This window comes from Streptomyces sp. NRRL S-350 (assembly GCF_000719705.1).
In the GTDB taxonomy this organism is placed as follows: domain Bacteria; phylum Actinomycetota; class Actinomycetes; order Streptomycetales; family Streptomycetaceae; genus Kitasatospora.
This window is the reverse complement of sequence record NZ_JOHO01000029.1, coordinates 1-23,115: the sequence shown is the minus strand read 5'-3', so window position 1 is coordinate 23,115 and position 23,115 is coordinate 1. Positions and strand designations below refer to the sequence as shown.

General features: G+C 74.7%; 17 protein-coding genes. 7 read left to right on the top strand and 10 right to left on the bottom strand.

Annotated elements, in window-relative coordinates:
• Nucleotides 1–64: 64 nt before the first annotated feature.
• The 3 genes from IF30_RS0124385 to ureA form a co-directional block, all read right to left on the bottom strand.
• On the bottom strand, nucleotides 65–1,111 hold the full coding sequence (locus IF30_RS0124385) for an agmatine deiminase family protein (RefSeq protein ID WP_030242268.1): 1,047 nt from the start codon (nucleotides 1,109–1,111) through the stop codon (nucleotides 65–67).
• Between the two features lie 105 nt (nucleotides 1,112–1,216).
• Nucleotides 1,217–2,938: an urease subunit alpha gene (locus IF30_RS0124380; protein ID WP_030242265.1), complete on the bottom strand. Its 1,722-nt coding sequence runs from the start codon at nucleotides 2,936–2,938 to the stop codon at nucleotides 1,217–1,219.
• Nucleotides 2,935–3,645 carry an urease subunit gamma gene (gene ureA / locus IF30_RS0124375; RefSeq protein WP_030242263.1) on the bottom strand — a complete coding sequence of 237 codons (711 nt, stop codon included), beginning with the start codon at nucleotides 3,643–3,645 and terminating at the stop codon, nucleotides 2,935–2,937. Before ureA ends, IF30_RS0124380 begins: the two co-directional genes overlap by 4 nt.
• 664 nt (nucleotides 3,646–4,309) lie before the next feature.
• Between ureA and IF30_RS44630 the strand changes: the two genes are divergently transcribed.
• The 3 genes from IF30_RS44630 to IF30_RS0124360 all read left to right on the top strand — a co-directional run bounded on the left by IF30_RS44630 (nucleotide 4,310) and on the right by IF30_RS0124360 (nucleotide 9,421).
• Nucleotides 4,310–4,741, top strand: a complete 432-nt coding sequence (locus tag IF30_RS44630) for an ATP-binding protein (protein ID WP_199807916.1) — start codon at nucleotides 4,310–4,312, stop codon at nucleotides 4,739–4,741.
• A gap of 504 nt (nucleotides 4,742–5,245) precedes the next feature.
• Nucleotides 5,246–7,624 (top strand): SpoIIE family protein phosphatase, encoded by a 2,379-nt coding sequence (locus IF30_RS0124365; RefSeq protein ID WP_051711002.1) that lies wholly within the window; start codon nucleotides 5,246–5,248, stop codon nucleotides 7,622–7,624.
• 162 nt (nucleotides 7,625–7,786) lie between these two features.
• The gene (locus IF30_RS0124360) at nucleotides 7,787–9,421 is read left to right on the top strand and encodes an esterase/lipase family protein (RefSeq protein WP_107054504.1); all 1,635 of its coding nucleotides are present in this window, start codon (nucleotides 7,787–7,789) and stop codon (nucleotides 9,419–9,421) included.
• 114 nt (nucleotides 9,422–9,535) lie between these two features.
• On the opposite strand, the gene IF30_RS0124355 is transcribed toward IF30_RS0124360, so the two are convergent.
• From IF30_RS0124355 to IF30_RS0124335, 5 genes are all read right to left on the bottom strand, one after another.
• Complete coding sequence (locus IF30_RS0124355) at nucleotides 9,536–10,603, bottom strand: DUF2637 domain-containing protein (protein WP_030242252.1); 1,068 nt, start codon at nucleotides 10,601–10,603, stop codon at nucleotides 9,536–9,538.
• A gap of 214 nt (nucleotides 10,604–10,817) precedes the next feature.
• Nucleotides 10,818–11,771, bottom strand: a complete 954-nt coding sequence (locus IF30_RS0124350; protein WP_107054503.1) for a (2Fe-2S)-binding protein — start codon at nucleotides 11,769–11,771, stop codon at nucleotides 10,818–10,820.
• Nucleotides 11,772–11,928: 157 nt separating this feature from the next.
• Complete coding sequence (locus IF30_RS0124345) at nucleotides 11,929–12,771, bottom strand: hypothetical protein (protein ID WP_051711001.1); 843 nt, start codon at nucleotides 12,769–12,771, stop codon at nucleotides 11,929–11,931.
• Nucleotides 12,772–12,974: 203 nt separating this feature from the next.
• Nucleotides 12,975–13,829: a hypothetical protein gene (locus IF30_RS0124340; RefSeq protein WP_234322825.1), complete on the bottom strand. Its 855-nt coding sequence runs from the start codon at nucleotides 13,827–13,829 to the stop codon at nucleotides 12,975–12,977.
• Nucleotides 13,830–13,952: 123 nt separating this feature from the next.
• Nucleotides 13,953–14,600, bottom strand: coding sequence for a nucleotidyltransferase family protein (locus tag IF30_RS0124335; RefSeq protein WP_037901056.1), 648 nt, complete (start codon nucleotides 14,598–14,600; stop codon nucleotides 13,953–13,955).
• A 129-nt stretch (nucleotides 14,601–14,729) separates the two neighbouring features.
• Here IF30_RS0124335 and moaA point away from each other — a divergent pair, with 129 nt between their 5' ends.
• Together moaA and IF30_RS0124325 are read left to right on the top strand one after the other, a co-directional pair.
• The gene (gene moaA, locus IF30_RS0124330) at nucleotides 14,730–15,725 is read left to right on the top strand and encodes a GTP 3',8-cyclase MoaA (protein ID WP_030242239.1); all 996 of its coding nucleotides are present in this window, start codon (nucleotides 14,730–14,732) and stop codon (nucleotides 15,723–15,725) included.
• An 83-nt stretch (nucleotides 15,726–15,808) separates the two neighbouring features.
• Nucleotides 15,809–17,410, top strand: coding sequence for an alpha/beta hydrolase (locus IF30_RS0124325; RefSeq protein ID WP_051711034.1), 1,602 nt, complete (start codon nucleotides 15,809–15,811; stop codon nucleotides 17,408–17,410).
• 149 nt (nucleotides 17,411–17,559) lie between these two features.
• Here the strand turns inward: IF30_RS0124325 and IF30_RS0124320 are convergent, their stop codons facing one another.
• Together IF30_RS0124320 and IF30_RS0124315 are read right to left on the bottom strand one after the other, a co-directional pair.
• On the bottom strand, nucleotides 17,560–20,049 hold the full coding sequence (locus tag IF30_RS0124320; protein WP_030242234.1) for a glycosyltransferase family 39 protein: 2,490 nt from the start codon (nucleotides 20,047–20,049) through the stop codon (nucleotides 17,560–17,562).
• Nucleotides 20,050–20,158: 109 nt separating this feature from the next.
• Nucleotides 20,159–21,280: an alpha/beta hydrolase gene (locus IF30_RS0124315; protein ID WP_030242231.1), complete on the bottom strand. Its 1,122-nt coding sequence runs from the start codon at nucleotides 21,278–21,280 to the stop codon at nucleotides 20,159–20,161.
• A 175-nt stretch (nucleotides 21,281–21,455) separates the two neighbouring features.
• On the opposite strand from IF30_RS0124315, the gene IF30_RS48060 reads away from it, so the two are divergent.
• Together IF30_RS48060 and IF30_RS43885 are read left to right on the top strand one after the other, a co-directional pair.
• Nucleotides 21,456–21,620, top strand: a complete 165-nt coding sequence (locus tag IF30_RS48060) for a hypothetical protein (RefSeq protein ID WP_158835436.1) — start codon at nucleotides 21,456–21,458, stop codon at nucleotides 21,618–21,620.
• A gap of 205 nt (nucleotides 21,621–21,825) precedes the next feature.
• On the top strand, nucleotides 21,826–23,115 hold a 1,290-nt coding region (locus tag IF30_RS43885), incomplete at its 3' end, for a putative Ig domain-containing protein (RefSeq protein ID WP_030242228.1).

The following is a 23,115-nucleotide window of genomic DNA, read 5'->3' as shown; positions in this document are numbered from 1 at the left end:
GAGGCGGCGGTCGGGGGTCTGCCCGGGTGGGAGCGCGCGGCTCCCACCCGGGCGCGGCGGGGCCTCAGAGCGCCTTGGGCTGCTGCTGGGTGATGCAGTGGATGCCGCCCCCGTTGGCGAAGATCTCGCGGGCGTCGACGAGTTCGACGGTGCGGCCCGGGTAGGCGCGGCCGAGGATGGCGGCGGCTTCCTGGTCGCGCGGGTCGGCGAAGGCGCAGAGGATGACGGCGCCGTTGGCCACGTAGTGGTTGATGTAGGAGTAGTCGACCGGTTTGCCGTCCTCGTCCAGCAGGACGGTGGGGGCGGGCAGTTCGATGACGTCCAGCTGTCGGCCGCGGGCGTCCGTCGAGGCGCGCAGGAGGGCGACGAGTTCCTTGCAGACCTCGTGGTCCGGGTGGGAGGGGTCGGGCTGGACGTGGGCGACCACGACGCCCGGGCGGACGAAGGAGGCGACGATGTCGATGTGCCCGCGGGTGCCGAACTCGTCGTAGTCGCGGGTGAGTCCGCGCGGCAGCCAGATCGCCTTGGTGGTGCCGAGGAAGGCGTGCAGCTCGGCCTCGACCTCCTCCTTGGTCCAGTCGGCGTTGCGGCCCTCGCCGAGCTGGACGGTCTCGGTGACCAGCACGGTGCCCTCGCCGTCGACGTGGATGCCGCCGCCTTCGTTGATCAGCCGGGAGGCGAAGCGCCGGACGCCGGTCAGCTCGCCGATGTGCTCGGCGATGTGCTGGTCCTTGTCCCAGCGGGCCCAGGACTGTGCGCCCCAGCCGTTGAAGATCCAGTCGGCGGCGGCCAGCGAGCCCTTGCCGTCGATCAGGAAGGAGGGGCCGATGTCGCGCATCCACGCGTCGTTCAGCGGGCGTTCGACGATCTCGACCTGCTGGGAGACGTACTTGCGCGCCTGCTCCGTCTCGCCGGTGTTGACGATCAGGGTCACCGGCTCGTAGTTGACGATGGTGTCGGCGACGGCGGCCCAGGCCTGGCGGGCGGCGTGCAGCTGCTCGGGGCCGTCGAAGGTGGGGTTGGGGGTCGGGAAGGCCATCCAGGTGCGGTCGTGCGGGTGCCATTCGGCGGGCATCCGGTAGCCGAGGGAGGCGGGCGTGGGGGTGGTCATCGTGAAGTCCTATGGGGGAGATCGGGCGCGATCACGGGAGATCAGGAGAGCCGGGGATCAGGAGAGCCGGGGATCAGGAGAGCCGGGGATCAGGAGGTCAGGAGGTCAGAGGAAGTAGAGGCGGCTGAGCGAGACGCTGTCGGCCGGCTCGGAGCGCAGCGGTGAGCCGTCCAGCGAGACGAGTCCGGTCTCGGTGACCTCGACGTGGCCGACGCGGGCGTTGCGCACCATGTCGCGCGGCCCGATGCCGCGGGTGCCGCGGACGCCGACGCGGCGGCGGCGGGTGGGGAGCCCGTCGGCGGGGCGGTCGAGGTAGGCGCCGTCGGCGGCTGCCTGGGCGACGAAGGCCACCGAGATGTCGGCGGCGGTCGCGCCGTGGGCGCCGAACTGCGGTCCCAGGACGAGCGGTTCGCAGCGGTCGGTGGAGGCGTTGGGGTCGCCGACCACGCCGTACGCGGGGAAGCCGGCCTTGAGGACGAGCTGCGGCTTGGCGCCGAAGTGGTCCGGGCGCCACAGCACGATGTCGGCGAGCTTGCCGACCTCGATCGAGCCGACCTCGTGCGAGAGGCCGTGCGCGATGGCGGGGTTGATGGTGAGCTTGGCGATGTAGCGCAGCACGCGCTCGTTGTCGTCGCCGCTCTCCGTCGTCCCGTACGAGCCGGTGCCGTCGAGCGGGCCGAGCTCGGACTTCATCTTGCCGGCCATCGCGAAGGTGCGGCGCACGGTCTCGCCGGCCCGGCCCATGCCCTGGGCGTCGGAGGAGGTGATGCCGATGACCCCGAGGTCGTGCAGGACGTCCTCGGCGCCCATGGTGCCGGCCCGGATGCGGTCGCGGGCCATCGCGGCGTCGCCGGGCAGGTCGACCTTGAGGTCGTGCGCGGAGACGATCATGCCGAAGTGTTCGCCGAGGGCGTCGCGGCCGAAGGGCAGGGTGGGGTTGGTGGAGGAGCCGATGACGTTCGGCACGCCCGCCATCTTGAGCACGTTGGGGACGTGACCGCCGCCGCAGCCCTCGATGTGGAAGGCGTGGATGGTCCGGCCTTCCAGCACCTTCAGGGTGTCCTCGACGGACAGGCACTCGTTCAACCCGTCGGTGTGCAGGGCGACCTGGACGTCGTACTCCTCGGCGACCCGCAGCGCGGTGTCCAGTGCGCGGGTGTGCGCGCCCATGTCCTCGTGCACCTTGAAGCCGGACGCGCCGCCTTCGGCGAGCGCCTCGACCAGCGGGGCCTCGTCGGAGGACGAACCGCGGCCCAGGAAGCCGATGTTGACGGGCCACGCGTCGAAGGCGTTGAAGGCGTGGCGCAGCGCCCAGGGGGAGTTGACGCCGACGCCCCAGACCGGGCCGAACTCCTGGCCGATGATCGTGGTGACGCCGGAGGCCAGCGACGCCTCCATGATCCGCGGCGAGAGCAGGTGGACGTGGGTGTCGATGGAGCCGGCGGTGGCGATCAGGCCCTCGCCGGAGACGATCGTCGTGCCGGTGCCGACGACGACGTCCACACCGTCGAGGGTGTCCGGGTTGCCGGCCCGCCCGATCGAGGCGATCCGGCCGTCGATCAGGCCGATGGACGTCTTGCGGATGCCCTGGACGGCATCGATGACCAGGACGTTGCTGATCACGACGTCGCAGGTGTCGCGGACGGCGGCGGCCTTCAGGTGCAGGCCGTCGCGGGCGGTCTTGCCGAAGCCGGCCAGGAACTCCTCGCCGGGCGCCTGCGAGTCGGACTCGACGCGGACGATCAGGCCGCTGTCGCCGAGCCGGATCCGGTCGCCGGCGCGGGGGCCGTGCACGGAGATGTAGTCATGGGGCGAGATCGAGGTCACGAGGGCACCTCCGCGTCGTCGAAGTCGGTCAGGTAGCCGGTCGCGCGGGCCTTCGCCAGGGCGGACTCCTTCGCGCCGGGCGCGTCCAGGGGGCCGTCGACGAGCCCGGCGAAGCCGATGGCGACCCGTTCGCCGCCGATCGGCACCAGGCCGACCTCGACGGTGGTGCCCGGGTCGAAGCGGACCGAGGAGCCGGCCGGGATGGCGAGGTGGGTGCCGTAGGCGGCGGCGCGGTCGAACGCGAGGCGCGGGTTGGCCTCGAAGAAGTGGAAGTGCGAGGTGACCGAGATCGGCACGGCGGAGGTGTTGTGCACGGGGAGCAGCAGCGTCTCCTCGACCGGGTCGTAGCCGGCGCCGTCACCGGCCAGGGCTCCGCCGGGGGCTTCGTCGCCGAGCGAGCCGGCGCCCTTGAAGGGGTCGTTGACGACGGCGAGGCGGGTGCCGTCCTCGAAGACGGCCTCGACCTGCACGACGGTGACCACGTCCGGTACGCCGGGCAGCACGTCGGCGGCGGTCAGCACGGAGCGGCCGGCCTCGATGGCCTCGGCGAGGCGCCGGCCGTCGCGGGCGGCTTCGCAGACGGCGTCGGCGATCAGGGCGGTGGCCTCGGGGATGTTGAGGCGTACGCCCCGGGCTCGGCGGGCGCGGGCCAGTTCGGCTGCTGTGAAGATCAGCAGCCGGTCCCGCTCGGTGGGGGTCAGTCGCACGGTTCCTCGCTCGCGGTCGCCGGGGGGGAGGGGGCGGCTCGGGTCTCGGGGTCGGTTCTGGGGCCGGGGTCCGGGGGCCCGGGTTGTCGGGGGCTTCCCGGGGGCGGTGTTAGAACGCCGTTCAAACACCTCGGGCCATTGAACCCGGACCGGGCCGCCCTGTCCAGCGTTGCCGGTCCGCGCGGCTTCGGCTCCCCGGGCGGGGGATGGGGGTGAGGCGCGGTGGCGACGGGAGCGGGGGCGCGTGGCCGGGCGCACGGCAGGTGCGGGCGCCGGGCGTGCGCGGGATCGGGCGACGGCGGCTTCGAAAGCGCCCTCTGCACTTCGCAAACCTGTCCGGCGCGGGCAGTTGGATCACGCGAACCTCCCCGTGCCCCTTTCACCCCACGTGATCGGACGCACACTGTTGCAAACGCCGTCAACTGGGCATGAGGATGGTGGTCAGATCGAGGGGGCCACCCGGCCGGCGGGGGATCCGGAGACGGGGGCCCGGATTCCAGGGCGGGGGCACATGGTGATGGACGGTCAGCCGCGATTCCCGCGGCAGCGGACGAGTTCGGGCAACGCCTACCGGTCCGGTCCGGCCCAGGGCCAGGGCGGCGGCCCCGGAAGCTCCGGCCCGACGGGCACCGCCGGAGCGACGGGGGCGACAGGGGCGGCCGGGGTGACCGGCACGGCCGTGCCGGGCGCGTCGGCCCCCGGTTGCGCCCTCCACCGGCGGCTGCACCTGACGGTCGACCCGGCCGATCTGGTCGGGGTGGGCGCGGTGCGGCAGCGGCTGCGTTCGGCGCTCAGCCGCTGGGGCGTCCCGGAGCTGTCCGACACGGCCGAACTGCTCTCCTCCGAGCTGGTCACCAACGCACTGCTGCACACCGCCAAGGGCGCGGTCTTCGACGCGGTGCTCGGCTCGGACCACCGGCTGCGGATCGAGGTGCAGGACGGCACGAGCAGGCTGCCCGGGCGCCGACGGGATCCGCAGGCCGAGTACGCGACCTCGGGGCGCGGCCTGCTGCTCGTGGAGGCGCTCGCGGACTCCTGGGGCGTGCAGCTGAGAGGCGACGGCAAGGTCACCTGGTTCGAGCTCGCCCTGCCCTGAGTCCGCCTGAGTCCGCCTGAGTCCGCCTGAGCCCGCCTGGCTCCGCCGCCCGTCGCTCACTGCCGTCCGCCGTCGCCCGCCGTCGCTCACTGCTGTCCGCCGTCGCCCCTCCGCCCCGACGCGGCCCGGCCCCGCACTCGGTTCCCACTGCCGTACGATTGTTCGCCGTCGACTGATTCGCCATCGAAGGAAGCCCTGAACAGAAGGCGGAACGGAAGATTTCCGGCCCCTTGGCATTGCCGCTCGGCGGAACATTGGCCAGGATGATGGGAATGTGTGTCCGCGTGCGGGAAGCAGCGGGGAGACCGAACCTCGACTGGCCACCCGTCCGTCGGCACCGTCCTATCCAGCACGACCCATCACACCGCCACGCGGCCCGTCCGGATGGTCGGCGCGGTCCGCCACGGCAGCGGCAGGAGCAGCATGCCCACTGAGCCCGAGTCGCCGGGGCCGGCGCTTCCTGCCGGCGCGTCCACCGTCGAGCCGCGAGTCGCGGAGCCGCGCGTGGCCGAGCAGGCAGAGAAAGTCATGCAGGCCGCGCAGGCCGCGCAGGCCGCGCAGACGGCGCAGGTCAGGCAGGACGACCAGCCGGCCGCCGCCCTCGAGCCGCGGACTCCGGCCGGCCCCGTCACCGGCGCCGCCGGTACCGTCGGTACCGTCGGTCCCGCCGCGGGCCCCAGCGGTTCCGGGGCGGGCCGGGCCCGGCCGCCCGTCCAGTCCACCCGGCGGACCTCCTCGCTGCGCCCGTCGCCGAGCCTCGCCGCCGCCCGGGTGGCACCCGTGCTGTCCGGCGGCCTGCCGTCCGCCTCGGCCGACACCATGCCGGACTGGCTGGAGCCGGCGATGGCCGCCAACGGCATCGGCTCCTTCGACTGGGACATCCGCCGCGACGTCCTGGAGGGCGACCAGCGGGCCTGCGCGATCATCGGCCTGGACGCCCTGGAAGTGGGCCGCTTCGACCGCACCGCCGACTCCTTCCTGGCCCTGCTGCACCCCGAGGACGCCCCGGTGGTGCGTCGCCGGGTCCAGCGCGCGGTGTCCGAGCTCGGCCAGTGCGGCGCCTACTACCGCACGGTCGGACCGAACGGCACCATGCGCGCGGTGCGCTTCCGCGGCCGGGTGCTCGCCGACGCCTTCGGCCGCGCCTCCCGGATGGTGGGCTTCGTCTGGGACGCCACCGTCGAGCTGCACAAGCGCGACCGCGCCGACCGGCTGGCCATGCTGCGCGAGGACCGCTCCCGGTTCATCAAGGAGGCGGCGCGTGCCCTCTCCGAAGCCGTCACCGTCCGTGACGTGGCCCGGGTGTTCACCGAACTGCCGCTGCCCGGTTTGCCGCCGGACGGCCTGGTGCTGGCCTCCTTCGACGCCGGCCGGGCGCAGATCCTCGGCGCCTTCGGCTACCACCCGGAGTCGCTGGCGGTCTGGGACCGCACCTGGCTGCCGGCCGGCCACCCCGCCTCCGAGGCACTGCGGCAGCGGACGCCGGTGTTCGTCTCCACCCGCGAGGAGTTCCGCGACGGCTACCCCGACGTGTGGGAGCCGACCAGCCGCACCGGCCGCGGCTCCTGGGCGTACCTGCCGCTGGTGGCCAGCGGCCGGGCGATCGGCGTCTGCGTGGTCAGCTTCGACGACGAGCGCGAGCTGGACGCGGACGAGCGCACCCTGCTGTCCACCCTGGGCGGCCTGGTCGCCCAGTCGCTCGCCCGGGCCCGGCTGCACGACGCCGAGCACGAGCTGGCGGCCGGCCTGCAGCGGGTGATGCTGCCGCGCACCGTCCCGTCCGTGCCGGGCGTGACCACCGCGGTGCGCTACCTCGCGGCCGGCTCCGGTCTGCAGATCGGCGGCGACTGGTACGACGTGGTGCCGCTGCCCGGCGGGCACGTCGGTCTGGTGATCGGCGACGTCCAGGGACACGACGTGCACGCCGCCGGGATCATGGGCCAGCTGCGGATCGCCCTGCGCGCCTACGCGGCCGAGGGCCATCCGCCGGCCGCCGTGATGGCCCGCGCCTCCCGCTTCCTCGCCGACCTGGACACCGACCACTTCGCGACCTGCACCTACGCCGAGGTCAACGTCGACTACGGCGTGGTCTACGCGGTCCGGGCCGGCCACCTCGACCCGATGGTGCGCCGCTCCGACGGCACCGCCGCCGTGGTGCCGGTGGCCGGCGGGCTGCCCCTGGGCATCGACCCGGACCAGGAGTACCGGGTCACCCGCTTCAGCCTGGACCCGGGCGAGACCGTGCTGCTCTGCACCGACGGCCTGGTCGAGGCCCGCGGCATGGACCTGGACGAGGGCATCTCCCGGCTCGCCCGGGTGCTCGCCGGCCCGCTGCCCCCCGCCGCGGAGGCCGCCCACGACCCGCTGGAGGAACTGGCCGACCGGATCGCCTCCCAGGCCGCCGACTCCAGCGGGCGCGAGGACGACATCGCGCTGCTGCTCCTGCGCTGGGACGGCCCGGCGGGCGGCCTCGCCGCGCAGCAGCTGCGCCGCCGGATCGGCCAGGCCGACCTGGCGAGGGTCGCCGAGGTGCGGGCCGAGCTGCGCGACGCGCTGCGCCGCTGGGGCGTCGCCGAGTTCATCGACACCGCCGAACTGCTCTCCTCCGAGCTGGTCACCAACGCCATCAGGCACACGGACCGTGACGCCATGTTCACTGCGCGCCTCTACCGGGAGCCGGAGGCGGACGGCGGGCGGGCCCGGCTGCGGGTCGAGGTGGAGGACGAGTCGGACCTGTGGCCGACCCGTCGGACGCCGGGCGAACAGGCCTCCTCCGGGCGCGGCCTGATGCTGGTTGAGGCGCTGGCGGACGCCTGGGGCGTGGAACCGCGCGGCTCCGGCAAGCGGATGTGGTTCGAACTCAGCGGCACGGCCGCCGCCTAGCCGGGGCCCGCAGGGGCGGCCCTGGACGGAACGCGGTCGCGTCTGCGAACCTGAAGACAGGTCACGCGCTCCGGCGCGTCCCGGCAGCCGACGAGGGTGCGTGGCTCGGGCTCGCCGACCCGAGGCGGGCAGCCACGGACCAGTGCCGACGAGGATCACGTCATGGTGTCGGTCTTCCACCCTCAGACGGACGGCGAAACCGCCGATTCCCCCACGCTCCCCCTGCCGCCCCCGCGCGGGCCGTCGACCGCGCCCCGCTACGCCGCCGACGGCGTCGCCCGCCTCCCGCTGATCTACGTCCGCGGTTTCGCCGGCGGCACCGCCGGCATCGACAAGCAGGTCGACGACCCCTTCTACGGGTTCAACGACGGCTCGACCCACATCCGGGTCGGCGGCGACGGCAACGCCCAGTACTACCAGTTCGAGAGCCCGCTGCTCCGGCTCTTCGCCGAGGACGGCTACCACCCGCTGGTGGCCGGGGATCCCAAGGCCTACCTGCGGTCCTGCGAGGCGGCGTCGGTGGATCCGGCGACCGTCTGGATCCACCGCTTCTACGACGCCTCAGCCGACACCTTCAGCAAAGGGGCCGCCGACTTCGACATCGAGGCGGCGGCCAGGGACCTGTACGAACTCGTCCGGCTCGTCCGCGAGAAGACGGGCTCGGACAAGGTCGACCTGATCGCCCACTCGATGGGCGGCCTGGTCTGCCGCAGCATGCTCCAGAAGTGGTCGTACGACAGCTTCGGGGACTTCCACCCCACCATCCCCGGAAAGGACCTGGTCGACCGGCTGTTCACCTACGGCACGCCGCACGGCGGCATCACCTTCGCCGTCGGCGGCGGCCTGCTCGACGAGTTCATGGAGGACCTCGGCCCGGTGGGCTCCGACATCTTCTCGCCCGAGAAGATGTACGGCTACCTGGTGCCGGGCGTCGCGTACGGCACCGAGGCCCCGGAGGGCTGGCAGCCCGACCGGATCCCGCCCGAGGCCTTCGATCCCGACCGGGTCTTCTGCGTCATCGGGACGGATCCGGGCGACTACGGCCCGGCCCGGAAGGTGGTCGGCCCGCAGAGTGACGGCCTGGTGACGATCCGGAACGCCTGCGTCGAAGGCGCGCACCGCGCGTACGTTCACCGCTCGCACTCCGGCCGCTACGGTCTGGTCAACTCGGAGGAGGGGTACCAGAACCTGCGCCGCTTCCTGTTCGGCCGCAAGCGGGTGGCGATCGAACTCGCGGGCCTGGAGCCGGGGCCGCCCGACGTCGACGGCCGCCGGACCTTCCGGCAGGCCGAAGTCCAGCTGTCGGTCCGCGGGCTGCCCGTCGTGCTGCACCAGCAACTCGCGGCGCACTACTGCCCCGTCGGGCTGGAACCCGGCCCCGACGGCGCCCCCGTGCCGCTCACCACCGTCTTCCTCCTCGATCCGCTGACCGTGCCCGCCGACGGCACGGACGCGCCGGTCTCCCTGCCGTCCCGGTACGCGCTGCACCTGAGGGTGTCCCGGCTGGCGGAGGAGCACGGACTGCTGTTCTGGCGCGACCACCTCGCCCAGACGGCGGACTGGGACGACACCCTGATCGTCGACGTGGGGCACGAGAGCGACGACCCCAAGGGCGAGCTGCGGCTCTGGGCCGTCTGGAACTCCCAACTCCCGGTCGCGATCGCCGACCGGGATCCTGCCGCCAGCAGCCCGCTCGACCCGGGCCTGGACGCGGTCACCGTACCGCTCCCGCCGAGCGCGGGCCGGCTGCTCGGACCGGACGCGGCGCTCGTCCTCAGGCCCGCGATCCGGGACTGAGCCGGGGGCCAGGCCCGGGGCCGGGCTCAGGACCGGGTCGGGGACCGGTCCGGCGAAGGGCTCGGCAGCGAGCCCGGCGAAGACGACCTCCGGAGCCCGCCACCGAACCGCCCGCTACCCGAACTGCTGCTCCAGGTCCTTCAGCTTGCGCTCCAGCGAGTCCAGCCGGGGCAGGGTGACGGTGTCCTCCTCCACGGTCAGGTCGATGGTGCGCCGCTCCGGGCGGGCCGGCAGGCCGGGTTGGACCACCGTGCCCTCGGCGGGCTCGACCTCGCGCGGCGCCGGCGCCTGCTCCACCCCGGGCAGCGCGGCCGGGGCGGTCGGTTCGGCCCCGGGGCCGCCGGCTATGGCGGACTCCGAGCCCGACTCCAGCTGCCGGGCGGTGCCGCCCCGGCGCCAGGTGCTGTTGGAGCGGTTGATCGCGCGGATCTCGGCCCGCTCGCGGCGCCCGGCCAGCCTGCGGCGCTCCCTCTCCATGGCGCGTTCCCGCCGGTCGTCGCGGACCTCGTCGACCGCCTCGTCCAGGCTGCGGACGCCCTCCAGGAGCATCAGCGACCACGCCGCGTAGGTCTCGCGGGGGGCGCGCAGCCAGCGGACGATGCGGATCTGCGGCAGCGGGCGGGGCACCAGGCCCTGCTCGCGCAGCGCCGCTCGGCGGGTCTGCTTGAGCGCCCGGTCGAACAGGATCGCCGCCGAGAGGGACATGCCGGAGAAGAACTGGGGGGCGCCGGCGTGGCCGAAGCCGCGCGGGGCGTGCACCCAGTTGAACCAGGCCGAGGCGCCGGCGAAGAGCCAGACCAGCAGCCGGGAGCCGAGTGCCGCGTCGCCGTGGCTGGCCTCGCGGACGGCGAGCACCGAGCAGAACATGGCGGCGCCGTCGAGGCCGAACGGGACGAGGTACTCCCAGCCGCCGGACAGGCCCAGGTTCTGCACGCCGAAGCCGACGAGCCCGTGGAAGGACAGCGCGGCGGCGACACCGGCACAGCAGAACAGCAGCGTGTACGAGGCGCCGCCGTACAGGGATTCCTTGCGGCGGCGCCGTTCCTCGGAGCGTTCCCAGGAATCCGGTCCGCCGGCGGGGGCGGATCCCCGGTTGCGGAGCAGGGCCAGCAGGAGTGCGCTGACCAGCAGCCCCGCGACTCCGGTGACGGCCCACCCGAGCGGTATGTCGGACAATTTCATCGCCGGGACCAGCCTCGCTTTCCTGCGTCGCTTTCCTGCGTCGTGATGGCGGGGACCATCATGGCGGATGCTCGGCGGGCGAATGGCCGATTCGTCGTCAATGCGCTGAGGAGAGGGATTTCTGACTCAGCAACAAAAAGATTGTCGTACAAATAAACTGTGGATTGTTCCTGAAATCCCGGGCTTTCCGGATCTGTGACCGCACAGGTTTTCGTCAACGTCGCATGACGCGGGGGCAGCCGGCGCACATGTCCTGCGGCTGCACGGTGTACACGAGGCAGCAACTGGCCCGGGCCCGCTCCGTGCCCGAAGCATCGCCGCCGGCCCCGGGGGCATCCGAAGCACCGCCGCGGCCGGGCGCCGGGGGCGCGAAACCTGCCCCCGGAGCGAACGGGGCCGGGGCGGGAGCGGGGCCCCCGCCCGCGCCCGGCCCGCGGGGCGCGTGCGCGGGCTCGCCGGGCGCCAGCAGTGCGGACAGCTCGGCGCGCGCCCGGTCCCGCTCCCCGAGCAGGCCGCCCGCGTACCAGAGCCCCTCCACCACGGCGTCCGTGGCCATCGCCCACAGCACCCGGGGCCCGCGCCGCGCCTCCGGCCCGAAGGCGGCCAGCACCGGTGCCAGGAACCCGCCCAGGGCGCACCGCAGTTCGGCGGCCAGCGCCTCCTCGTCCGGTGCCGTCCGGGCCCGCGGCGAGCCGGCCGCGGGGTCGCCCGGCAGGCAGGCGAACCGCGCCGGGCGGACCGTCAGCTCGACCGAGTCGGCCCGGCGGCGCAGCGAGACGTCCCCGAGGGCGAGCAGCGGGACGCGCCGCTCCAGGAACCACGGCAGCGTGAACAGCAGCGACACCGGCCAGACGAAGCGGTGCAGCCCGAAGCCGGCCGCGACGTCCGGGCGCAGTGGCCGGCCGTAGCGGGCGAGGCCCTTGCGGGCGTCGTGGGCGACCAGCTCGCGCACCGCCTCGGGGCGGGCGGCGAGGTCGGCCGCGGGCAGCCAGCCGCCGCCGCGCCGGGGCGGGGCGCAGTGCACGCTCAGGGCGGGGGTGAGCCCGGTGAGCCGGTGGTACGAGGGGACGCCCGGGGCCGCCGAGGCCGGCGCGGGGGCGGGGGTGTGCGCCCCGGTGGGGCGGGGGGCGTGCGGCGCGGGGCCGGGCCTGGTGCTGCTCGCGGTCATGGCGGCCCCATCGGGTCGACCGGGGCCGCCGATGACCGCCCGGCCGGGGCCGCGGGGCGGTGTGGCGGGCGCGGTCGGACCGGGGCATGGCGGTGCCCGGGGAACGGCAAGGCGACCCGGCCGGGGCACTGCTCGCCCCGGCCAGGTTAGGCTCACCTTAGCTGATTGTCCCCAGGGTCTCCCCAGCGATGCGCCCGTCCGGGGGAGGCCCCGGCGCGCGGGCGGCGCCCAGCTGGCGCGCCAGCCAGACCGGCACCCCGCCCAGGGCGTGCACCAGCCGGGCCGCCTCGGCGCGCAGCCGTACCGCCTCGGCCGGTTCGGACACCTCCGCGAGCGCCGCGAGCGCCGGCGCCACCCCCACCGTGAAGCCGAGTTGCTCGCGCAGCCGCAGCGAGGCGTCGAAGCCCTCCCGGGCGTGCCCGACGTCCCCCCGGGACAGCGCCAGCGCCGCCAGGTGGCGCCAGGTGTACGAACGCAGCAGCTCGTCGCCGCGCTCGGCGGCGCCCTCGTGCGCCCGCCGGTAGGCGATCCAGGCGGCGCCGCGGTCGCCCACCAGGTTCTCCGCGACCAGCCCGCGCCGGAAGTCCAGCAGCGGGCGGCCCGGCGCGTCCGGCGGCAGCAGGGCCGAGGTGCGGCCGAGCGCGGCCTGGGCCTCGTCCAGCCGGTCCCGCGGGCCGAGCACGCTCGCCACGTACGCGAGGAAGCCGCGGGCGCAGGCGGCGCCGGCGCGCTGCTCGGTGCCGGCCGCCAGTGCCTCCGCCAGGCGCAGGGCCTGCTCCGCCTGGGTCCAGTGCGCGGCGGTGAACAGGCACTGCTCGATGAGGAGTTCGGCCCGCCCCAGGGCCACGGCCGGGTCGTGCTCGGCAGTCGGGCGCAACAGTTCGGCCGCCTCCTGCCAGCACGCCCGGGACCTCAGCCGCCACACGGTGTCGCCCGGCTCCTCGGCTGCCGCCCGCCCCCGCCCGTCGAGGCCGCTCGGGCCCCATCCGTGCTCTGACAACGCCACCTCCTTGTGTGCGCCATCCAGCAGGGCACGGGCCTGCCCCCTGCGGCCCTGCCGCCGCGAACCGTGCGCACGGCGACGGCAGGGCGAAAGGCCCGCGCTGTGGCGGCAATTCAACACGGGGGCGAGCTTGTGCACCAGATCACGAGCGGAGGTTGTTGCTTTCGGGGAGGAAATGATCTAGAGGGGCGTCCGGGCGGTCAGGAGGTCCAGCCGGTCTCCATCAGGGCTTCTGCGGCGCCGTTCGCGGGCTGCGGCACACCCGCCAGATCCAGGCTGAACAGTGCGACCAGCAACTGCTCGCCGCGCACGGTGGCCTGGTGCGAATAACCCGCGAGGGTGAACATCGCGGCGGCCATCTCCTCGGCGTGCAGGGTCTGCAGCCACAGGCACTCGACCGACTTCACATCGGCCGGCTCGGTCCAGGTGTCCACCTGGGCGACCATCCGGCTGCCCAGCAGGGTGACGCCGTCGCGCTCCTGCGCCTCCGTCAGCTCCAGGTCGTCGAAGCCGAGCCACTCCAGGTAGCGGGCGGCCGTGAACACCGCGTCCTGGGAGGTGCGCACCGGGTGCGGGCGGAACGGCGTGCGGGGGCGGAACGTGCGGGAGCGGCCCGTCGAGGCCCCCGGCGGCGCGGGCGGGGCGGGCACCGGCGCGCCCATCGGGTGGGCCGGGGAGGGACGGGACGCCTGCGGGCCGGGCGCGGCGAGCGGGGCGGCCGTACCGCTGCCCAACCGGGTGGCGCGGTCCACCGGCAGCCGGACGGTGGCGCCGCAGTTGCAGGTGAACTCGGGCTGCGGCCACTGGTCGGAACGGCCGCAGTGCGGGCAGCGCATGTTCAGCCAGGAGTCCTCCCAGGAGCGGAAGCGCACCTGCACCGGCACGCCGCCGCGCAGCAGCGGCACCTTGAGCGAGGCGCCGCAGGGGCAGGGCAGCGACGGCGGTTCGTACAGGTGCTCGCGGCGGCAGGCGGGGCAGCGGATCGCCCGGGCACCACCGCCTGCCCCCGACCGCGTGGGGTCGTGTCCGGTGAAGTCGTCGGGCAGTCCGGCCATCGCGGGCTCCGTCCGTCGGTGTCGGGTGGAATGGGACGATTCCCATGCTCCCCGAAATGTCCGGCGCTGGGCGCGGAATGGGGCAATCCTCAGGGACGGATCAGGGGTTCCCGCGCTCCCGGGTCAGGGCGCGCTCCGCCCCGGGGAGGAGGGCCGGCCGGCGGACCAGCGGGCCAGGTCGGCGGGGGTGTCGAGGTCGTCCGGGACGGCGACGTCGGCGCACTCGACCAGGACGACCTCCGCCGCGTGCGCCGCCAGCAGGGCGCGGGCGCCGGCGTCCCCGCGGGCGCCCGCCGCCGCCTCCGCGAGGTACCGGGCGCCGATCAGTACCGGGTGGCCGCGCCGCCCGCCGTAGGCCGCCGCGACCAGCTCCGCGCCCGCCCGGTGCGCGGCCAGCAGCCGGGCCACCGCGGCCGGGGTGACGCCCGGGGTGTCCACCAGCATCACCAGCACGGCCGAGGCGCCCGGCGGCAGGGCGGCCAGGCCGGCCCGCAGCGAGGAGCCCATGCCGCCGGCCCAGTCCGGGTTGGCCACCAGGCGGCAGCCCGGCAGGTGCGCCGTGGCCCGCACCCGCTCGCCCTCCGCGCCCAGCACCACCGTGACGTCCGCGCAGCCGCCGGCCCGCACCACCGCCGCCGCGTGCTCCACCAGCGGCCGGCCCCCGTACCGGATCAGGGCCTTGGGGCGCCCGCCGAGCCGCCGCCCGCCCCCGGCGGCGAGGACCAGGGCGGCGACCGGGCTCCGCCCGCCGGGTGTCGGCGCGATCTGCATGGGCCCAGCCTGCCGCCACCGGGCGGGGTCGCGCATTGTGTGAACGCACAGCGGGAGGCCTCAGGCGGCGGCCGTTCCCCGGTGGTTCGGCCGCTGGCCCTGCGGGCGGCCGCCGCCTGTACTGGGGCGATGAACACCGCACCGCGCCCGCTGGTGGACCGCTTCGGCCGGGTCCACACCGATCTGCGGGTCTCGCTGACCGACCGCTGCAACCTGCGCTGCACGTACTGCATGCCGGCGGAGGGGCTGGACTGGCTGCCCCGGGACGGGGTGCTCGGCGACGACGAGGTGGTGCGGCTGGTGCGGATCGCCGTCGAGCGGCTGGGGGTCGCGTCGGTACGGCTGACGGGCGGCGAGCCGTTGCTGCGGCGCGGGCTGACGGGGCTGGTCGCACGGCTGGCCGCGCTCGGGGTCGACCTGTCGCTCACCACCAACGGGATCGGCCTGGCGCGGACGGCCGTCGGACTGCGCGAGGCCGGGCTGGGGCGGGTGAACGTCAGCCTGGACACCCTGCGGCCCGAGCGCTTCGCGGCGATCACCCGGCGGGACCGGCTGGCCGACGTGCTGGCGGGGCTGGCGGCGGCCAAGGCGGCCGGGCTGGGGCCGGTGAAGGTGAACGCGGTGCCGGTGCGGGGGACGAACGAGGACGAGATCGTCCCGCTGGCGGAGTTCGCGGTGGAGCACGGATACCGGATGCGGTTCATCGAGTCCATGCCGCTGGACGCGCAGGGCGCGTGGGACCGGACGGCGATGGTGACGGCACAGGAGATCCTGGCCGCGCTGGGGAAGCGGTTCGACCTGGTGCCGGTCGGGCGGCACGGCAGCGCGCCCGCCGAGGAGTGGCGGATCGCCGGGACGGACGCGGTGGTCGGCGTGATCGCCTCCGTGACCCGACCGTTCTGCGGGGGCTGCGACCGGGTCCGGCTCACGGCCGACGGACAGCTGCGCAACTGCCTGTTCGCGACGGAGGAGTCGGACCTGCGGGCCCTGCTGCGCGGCGGGGCGGACGACGCGGCGGTCGAGGCGGCCTGGCGGGCGTCCGTGGCGGGCAAGGGGCCCGGGCACGCCATCGGCAGCGCGGAGTTCGTCCGGCCCGACCGCCCGATGTCCGCCATCGGCGGCTGACGAAACGTTACGTCCAGGCGGCGGCAGGCGGGCGCGATGTGCCCCCGGCCGGGGCCGGATGGTATTCCTGGGCGGTGGCCCCGATGATCCCCCGGTCCCGCCGGTCTTCCCGGCTCGCCCGGTCCCCCCGGCACGCGCTGCCCGCCTCCGCCGCAGCCCTCGCCCTGGCTATCGCCTTCACCCCGCTGAGCGGCTGCACGGCGCCCGGCGGCAGCCGACCGGACAGCCGCCCGCCGCTGGACGAACGGGTCGCCGCCACCACCGCCCCGGCCCTGCGCGCCCTCTACGACCAGCGGATCGACTGGCACGCCTGCCCCGACGACGGCGACACCGCCCCGGACGGCGCCGCCACCCGCTGCGCCACCCTCCGAGTCCCGCTGGACTACGCCGACCCCGGCGGCCGCACCATCGGCGTCGCCCTCGCCCGGGTGCCCGCCGCAGACCCGCGCCGCCGGATCGGCAGCCTCCTGCTCAACCCCGGCGGCCCGGGCAACTCCGGCGTCGACATGGTCCGTCGGGGCTGGACGAACTACCAGGGGCCGCTGCACGACCGCTACGACCTGGTCGGCTTCGACCCGCGCGGCGCCGGTGACACCACCCCCGTCCACTGCCTGGACGACGCCGCCCGCGACCAGTGGAACGGCACCGACGACCCGACCTACGACCACGGCCGCGTCCTCGCCGACGCCTGCCGGGCACACCACGCCGACCTGCTCCCGCACCTCGGCACCCGCGACACCGCCCGCGACCTCGACGTGCTGCGCGGCGCCCTCGGCGAACGCAGACTCGACTTCCTCGGCTCCTCCTACGGCACCCACCTCGGCGCGCTCTACGCCGAGGAGTTCCCCGACCGGACCGGCCGCCTCGTCCTCGACGGCGCCGTCGAACACAGCGTCGACCCGACGAGGCTCGGCATCGAGCAGGCCGCCGCCGCCGAAGCCGGATTCCGGGCCTTCGCCGCCGCCTGCGCCACCGACCAGCGCGACGACTGCCCGCTCGGCACCGACCCGGCCGCCGCCCCGCGCCGCCTCGCCGACCTCCTCGACGGCCTGCGCGACCACCCGATGCGAACCGACGACGGCCGCACCCTCACCGCCGCCCTCGGCTGGACCGCCGCCCTCGACGTGCTCGCCGACGGCCACCGCTCCTGGCCCCGGCTGCGCGACGCCCTCGGACCCGCCGTCACCCGGGGCGACGCCCAAGGCCTGCTCGCGCTCGCCGACGGCGCCGACGGCCGCCGCGAGGACGGCAGTCACGCGACCCCGGCCGACGCCTACGCCGCCATCTCCTGCGCCGACGCCGCACAGGCGCCCACCGACGCGGACCTGCGCACGGCCCTCGCCGAACTCGCCGCCCGGGCCCCGCTGACCAGCCGGCACGCCCCCCTGGCCACCCTGCTCGACCCGGACTGCCGCAGCTGGCCGTACCGTTCGCCCGAACACCCGCATCCGGTCCGGGCACCCGGCAGCGCCCCGATCCTGGTGATCGGCTCCACCGCCGACCCGATCACCCCGTACCCGTGGGCGCAGCGGCTGGCGGCCGGGCTGGAGCACGGCGTGCTGCTCACCCGCGAGGGCGACGGGCACACCGCCTACGACAAGAGCGGCTGCGTGCGCGACGCGGTGGCCGCCTACCTGGTGGAGGGCAGGCTGCCGGTGGCGGGGACGTACTGCCCGTCAGACTGAGGCCGTTGGCCGTTGGCCGTTGGCCGTCGGGCATCGGGCGTCGGGCGTCGGGCGTCGGGCGTCGGACGTTCGGGCTGGAGACCGGGAGACCGGCGCACGGGGGAGGGGGCGTGCCGCGCGAACGCGGCACGCCCCCTCCGGGGTTGCGGTCAGGACGCCGGGGTCGCCGGCGCCGTCAGGTCGTAGAAGGTGGCCGAACCGACCGTCTTCGCGGTGAAGTGGCCGGCCACCCAGGACTCGATCTGGGCGCTCTCCGACTCCTGCTTGCCCTCGCCGGTCCCCTCGCCCGCGCCGCCGAAGCCGCCCCGGGAACCGTCGGCGACGAACCAGTGGACCTTGCCCTCCTGGACGTACTTCCGGAAGCCGTCCAGGCTCAGCGAGGGGTCGGTGCCGTTGAAGCCGCCGAGGGCCATCACCGGCTCGCCGGTGGCGAGTTGGTAACTGGCGGCGTTCTGGGAGCCGACGGTGGCGGCCGCCCAGGTGTAGTGGGCGGCGTTCTCCTCGAGCAGGGCGGCCGCCTCGTCGCTCACCTTGGTGCCGCCGAGCAGACCGCCCATGCCGCCTCCACCCGTGCCGGCCGGACCGCCGGGACCACCGGTGCCACCGGGGCCCGCGCCCGCCGGGCCCGTCGTGCCGGGGGCGTCGGTGCCGCCGTTGGCGCCGTCGTCGGCACCGGGAACGCCGCTGCCGCCGGTGCCGCGCTCGTGGCGTCCGTTCGCGCGGTCCGAGCCCGAGCCGCCCGGGAAGCCGGGTGCCCCGCCGGCGAAGCCCTGCCGACCGCCCTGGCCGCCGGGGAAGCCACCCTGACCGCCCTGACCGCCCTGGCCGCCGGGGAAGCCGCCCTGGGCACCCTGGCCGCCCTGCCCGAACCACCGGCCGTTGCCGCCACCCGCGCCGCCCGGGAAACCCCGCGCGCCCTTACGCCCGCCGCCGCCCGGCCCGAACGCGCCCTGCACGCCCGGTCCGGCAGTCACGATCGAGCCGGTGTGCGCCGTGCCGACGGTGTCCACCGCGTACGCCGCCGGACCGCCGAGCGCCGCCGCCAGGCCCACCAGGCCCGCCACCGAGGCGATCCGCGCGCCGACCCGGCCCGAGGAACGCCCGGCGACCTGCCCGCCGACCAGCGCGGCCGCCGCCGCCAGTCCGCCGACCAGCACCGCCCAGCGCAGCCACGGCAGGAAGTCCGGGCTGCGGCCGAGCAGGACGAACGCCCACCCCGCCGTCACCGCGAGCGTCCCGGCCAGCACCAGCGCCCAGGGCAGCCGGTGCCGCGCCCGCCACAGCCCGTCCACGCCCATGCCGACCAGCGCCGCGACGGCCGGGGCCAGCGCCACCGTGTAGTACTGGTGGAAGATCCCGGACATGAAGCTGAAGACCAGCGCCGTGGAGATCAGCCAGCCGCCCCAGACCAGGAACGCCGCGCGGGCGGTGTCGGGCCGGGCGTGGCGGCGGGTCGCCCAGAGGCCGACCAGCAGCAGGATCAGCGCGGCCGGCAGCAGCCAGGCGATCTGCCCGCCGATGTCGGTGCCGAACATCCGGGTCAGGCCGGTCTGGCCCCAGCCGCGCCCGGCTCCGCCGCGCATCGCGCCGCCCGGCAGGTCGAGCCCGGCCGGGAGCCGCCCGCCGCCGCCCACGCTGCCGCGCTCGTTGCCGTCCACCCGGCCGAGGCCGTTGTAGCCGAAGGTGAGCGAGAGGAAGCTGTTGTCCTGCGAGCCGCCGACGTACGGGCGGGACGAGGCGGGCAGCAGCTCGACGACCGCGACCCACCAGCCGCCCGAGACCACCAGCGCCACGCCCGCGAGCAGGGTCTGCCGCACCCGCCGCCAGAAGCCCGTGGGGGCCACCGCCAGGTAGACCACCGCGAAGGCGGGCAGGATCAGGAAGGCCGCCAGGGTCTTGGTGAGGAAGGCGAAGCCGAACATCGCCCCGGTGAACAGCAGCCACCGGGTGCTCGCCGACTCGACCGCGCGCACCATCCCGTACGCGCACAGCGTCAGCAGCAGCACCAGCAGCGCGTCCGGGTTGTTGAAGCGGAACATCAGCGCCGCCACCGGGGTCAGCGCCAGCGCGGCGCCCGCCAGCAGGCCGCCCAGCGGGGAGAAGCGGCGGCGGACCGTCGCGTACAGCACTCCGACGGTGGCCGCGCCCATCAGCGCCTGCGGGGCCAGCACCGACCAGGAGGAGAGGCCGAAGACCCGCGCCGAGAGCGCCATCGGCCACAGCGACGCCGGGGGCTTGTCGACGGTGATGAAGTTGCCGGCGTCGGAGGAGCCGAAGAAGAAGGCCTTCCAGCTCCGGGTGCCCGCCTGGACGGCGGCCGAGTAGAAGGCGTTGGCCCAGCCGGAGGCACTCAGGCCCCACAGGTAGAGGACGGCGGTCGCGGCCAGCAGCGCCAGCAGGGCCGGGCGCACCCAGCGCGGGTCGTCCGCCCGCCCGCGCCAGGCGCGGGCCGGGAGGGTGCGCAGCCGGCCGGACCAGGAGGCGGGGCCCTTGGGGCCGACGGGCGGCAGCGGCTGCTCGGGGAAGAGCGGCGCCGGGGCCGGCGGGACGGGGTCCGGCTGCGGCACCTCCGGCGGCGGGTGGTTCGCGGCCTCGGGCCACGGTTCGCCGGCCGGACGGGAGTAGCTGCTCGTGGTCATGCGTCATACGGTGCGTGGCGTGGCTGAGAGAACCGTGAGACGGGGCTGTGAGGCGAGTTTGATCTCAGCCTGCCTGCTCGTCGGACGGCTCCGGACCGTCGGCCGTCGGCTACGCGGCAGCGGGCATGGTGAGGTGCTTGCCCAGCCACTCCAGCGCCGGGGGGATCTCCCGGGTCCAGGTGTGGAAGTTGTGGCCGGCGGTGTCCAGCGTGATCGTGGACATCTTGGTGGGGGCCTTGAAGGCCGCGACCATCGCCTTGGTCTCGTCGCGGTTGTTCTCGTCGTTGGCGGTGGTCAGCAGCAGCGAGACCGGGGCGGGCGGCTGGTTCTTCAGCCGCCACAGCAGGTCGTTCTCCTGCTTGAGCTTGTCGCTGCCGCCGAACAGGTCGCCGGTGGTCTCGTCGTGGGCCGCGCTGTAGTAGCCGGACAGGGCGATCGCGGCGGGGTAGGAGTCGGGCTTGCGCAGCGCGAACTTGAGCGCGCAGTAGCCGCCGGTGGAGTTGCCGATCACGGCCCGGTTCGCCGGGTCGGTGCCGATCCGGTACGTGGTGGCGAGCGCCTTGGGCAGGTCGCTGGTGAAGAAGGTCTCCACCTGGGGGCCGTTCGGCACGTCGACGCACTCGGTGTCCCGGTTGCCGGCGAGGGTGGGGCGGGCCATCACCAGGATGGTCGGCGGCAGCTTCTTCTGCTCGATCGCGTCGAGCGTCGACGCCGGGTACTTCATCAGCGAGATCAGCTTCTCCGGGATGCCCGGGTAGCCGGTGAGCACCAGGGCCATCGGGAAGCGCTGCTTGGTGTAGTCCGGCTGGAAGTACTGCGGCGGCAGGTAGACGTACGCCTCGGTGCTCAGACCGCTGCCGGACCCTTTGACGTCGACCTTCTGGATCAGCCCGGAGCGCTCCGGGTCCGAGCCCTGGGAGGAGTAGAACCTCTGCTCGCCGGTGACGGACACGCCGGAGGCGTTGGGCGTGTGGTCGACCACCGTGCCGAGCCCGCCGCTGGTGCCGAGCAGGTCGGTCCAGGAGCTGTAGAAGCCGAAGTAGCTGTTGGCGATCAGGCCCATCGCGACCAGCACCGACACCTGGGCGGCCAGGAACGCGCCGAGCCGGCCCAGCCAGGACTTCCAGCCCTTCCCGCCGAACTTCGGCCAGAGCCACATGGTGGCGACGAAGACCGCGATCGCGATGACCGACGTGATGATCTGGAGGGGGAGTCCGGTGAGGCTGAGCACGTGCCCGATCGTAGTTGACCCTCACCGGCGGGCCGGGGCGGGCCCTTCGGGTGATCGTTCGAAACGGTGTGACCGGGGTCGTTCGTACCGCGTCGAAGCCCACAGCGGCCGTGCCGTCCGGAGCCTGGACGCCGCCGAGGCGCCGGCCGGGGCGGACGCGGCCCGAACCGATCCGGTGAACGGCCTGGCCGCGCTCGCCGCCGAGTCGTCAGCGCCGCGCGGCGACGTCCTCGACAAGAAGCTCTGCCCGGTCGGCGTCGCCCAGGCGCGGCTCGGCGGCGGTCAGGGGACGGCCGCGGTCTCGGCAACCAGGGCGCCCCGGCCGAACGGCAGGCCGTGAACTCCGCGCCGCAGCCGTAGCGTTCACTCGGCGGCGCGTAACGGGCATACCGGGACGGGTGGTTGCCGCAGGGTGGCACAACAGGTCATGAGGAGTGGCGAGTTCGGCCAGAACGGTTGACCCCTTTGAAGTGGCCATGGCACTTTCGTGCGGCGCGGGCGTCGGCGACCAGTCGTACACCCCGCAATCCCCCACAAGGAGAGCCATGTTCAAGAGACTCGCCGCGATGGCCGGCACGGGTGCCGTCGTCGCGGGCGGGCTGGCCTTCGCGGCCGTCCCCGCCCACGCCTCGGCCCCCGCCGCCCCCGCCGTGCAGGCCGCCGACCTGACGTCGACCATCGCCCTGGACGACTGCTCGGCCTCGCTGGTCCGCTTCCCCACCTCGGCCTCCGGCGACCGGGCCATGATGCTGACCAACGGGCACTGCCTGCCGACGATGCCCCCCTACGGCCAGGTCATCCAGAACGTCAGCGCCAACCGCAGCGGCACCCTGCTGAACGGCGCCGGCAACAACCTCGGCACCGTCCAGGCCGACAAGGTGATCTACGCGACCATGACCGGCACCGACGTCGCCCTCTACGAACTCACCGACACCTTCGCGTCGATCACCTCCCGGTACGGCGCCACCGCACTGACGATCAACGACGCCCACCCGGTCGACGGCTCCTCCATGTACATACCCTCGTCGTACTGGAAGCAGGTCTGGAACTGCTCCGTCAACGGGTTCGTGCCCACCCTGCGCGAGGACCAGTGGAGCTGGCACGACTCGCTGCGCTACAGCTCCGGCTGCGACACCACCCACGGCACCTCCGGTTCGCCGATCATCGACTCCGCGAGCGGGCGGATCGTCGGCATCAACAACACCGGCAACGACGACGGCCAGATGTGCACCCTCAACAACCCCTGTGAGGTCGCCGCCGACGGCTCCACCAAGGCCGTCAAGGGCCAGAGCTACGGCGAGGAGACCTACTGGTTCACCACCTGCGTCAACTCCGCCCGCACCGTCGACCTCACCGTGCCCGGCTGCCTGCTCACCAAGCCCGCCGGCGCCGGCGTCTCGGTCGGCAACCCCGGGGGCCAGTCCACCGCCGTCGGCAGCTCGGTCAGCCTGCAGATCAACGCCTCCGGCGGCACCGCCCCGCTGTCGTACAAGGCGAGCGGCCTGCCCGCCGGCCTGTCGATCAACTCCTCGACCGGCCTGATCTCCGGCACCGCCACCACCGCCGGCAGCTCCAGCGTCACCGTCACCGTCACCGACGCCGCCGGCAAGTCCGCCGCCACCACCTTCGCCTGGACGGTCACCGGTGGCGGCGGCGGCGGTTGCACGCCGGCGCAGCTGCTCGGCAACCCGGGCTTCGAGACGGGTTCGGCGTCGCCGTGGACGGCGAGCTCCGGTGTGGTCGACAACAGCTCGGGCCAGGCCGCGCACGGCGGTTCCTGGAAGGCGTGGATGAACGGCTACGGCTCCGCGCACACCGACTCGCTGTCGCAGACG

Bases quoted from the DNA above. Each gene is read 5' to 3' on its own strand.
- IF30_RS0124335 (WP_037901056.1), bottom strand. From the start codon at position 14,600: ATGCAGATCGCGCCGACACCCGGCGGGCGGAGCCCGGTCGCCGCCCTG.
- IF30_RS0124355 (WP_030242252.1), bottom strand. From the start codon at position 10,603: ATGAAATTGTCCGACATACCGCTCGGGTGGGCCGTCACCGGAGTCGCG.
- IF30_RS0124350 (WP_107054503.1), bottom strand. From the start codon at position 11,771: ATGACCGCGAGCAGCACCAGGCCCGGCCCCGCGCCGCACGCCCCCCGC.
- IF30_RS0124325 (WP_051711034.1), top strand. From the start codon at position 15,809: ATGATCCCCCGGTCCCGCCGGTCTTCCCGGCTCGCCCGGTCCCCCCGG.
- moaA (WP_030242239.1), top strand. From the start codon at position 14,730: ATGAACACCGCACCGCGCCCGCTGGTGGACCGCTTCGGCCGGGTCCAC.
- IF30_RS0124385 (WP_030242268.1), bottom strand. From the start codon at position 1,111: ATGACCACCCCCACGCCCGCCTCCCTCGGCTACCGGATGCCCGCCGAA.
- IF30_RS0124320 (WP_030242234.1), bottom strand. From the start codon at position 20,049: ATGACCACGAGCAGCTACTCCCGTCCGGCCGGCGAACCGTGGCCCGAG.
- IF30_RS0124360 (WP_107054504.1), top strand. From the start codon at position 7,787: ATGGTGTCGGTCTTCCACCCTCAGACGGACGGCGAAACCGCCGATTCC.
- IF30_RS0124340 (WP_234322825.1), bottom strand. From the start codon at position 13,829: ATGGCCGGACTGCCCGACGACTTCACCGGACACGACCCCACGCGGTCG.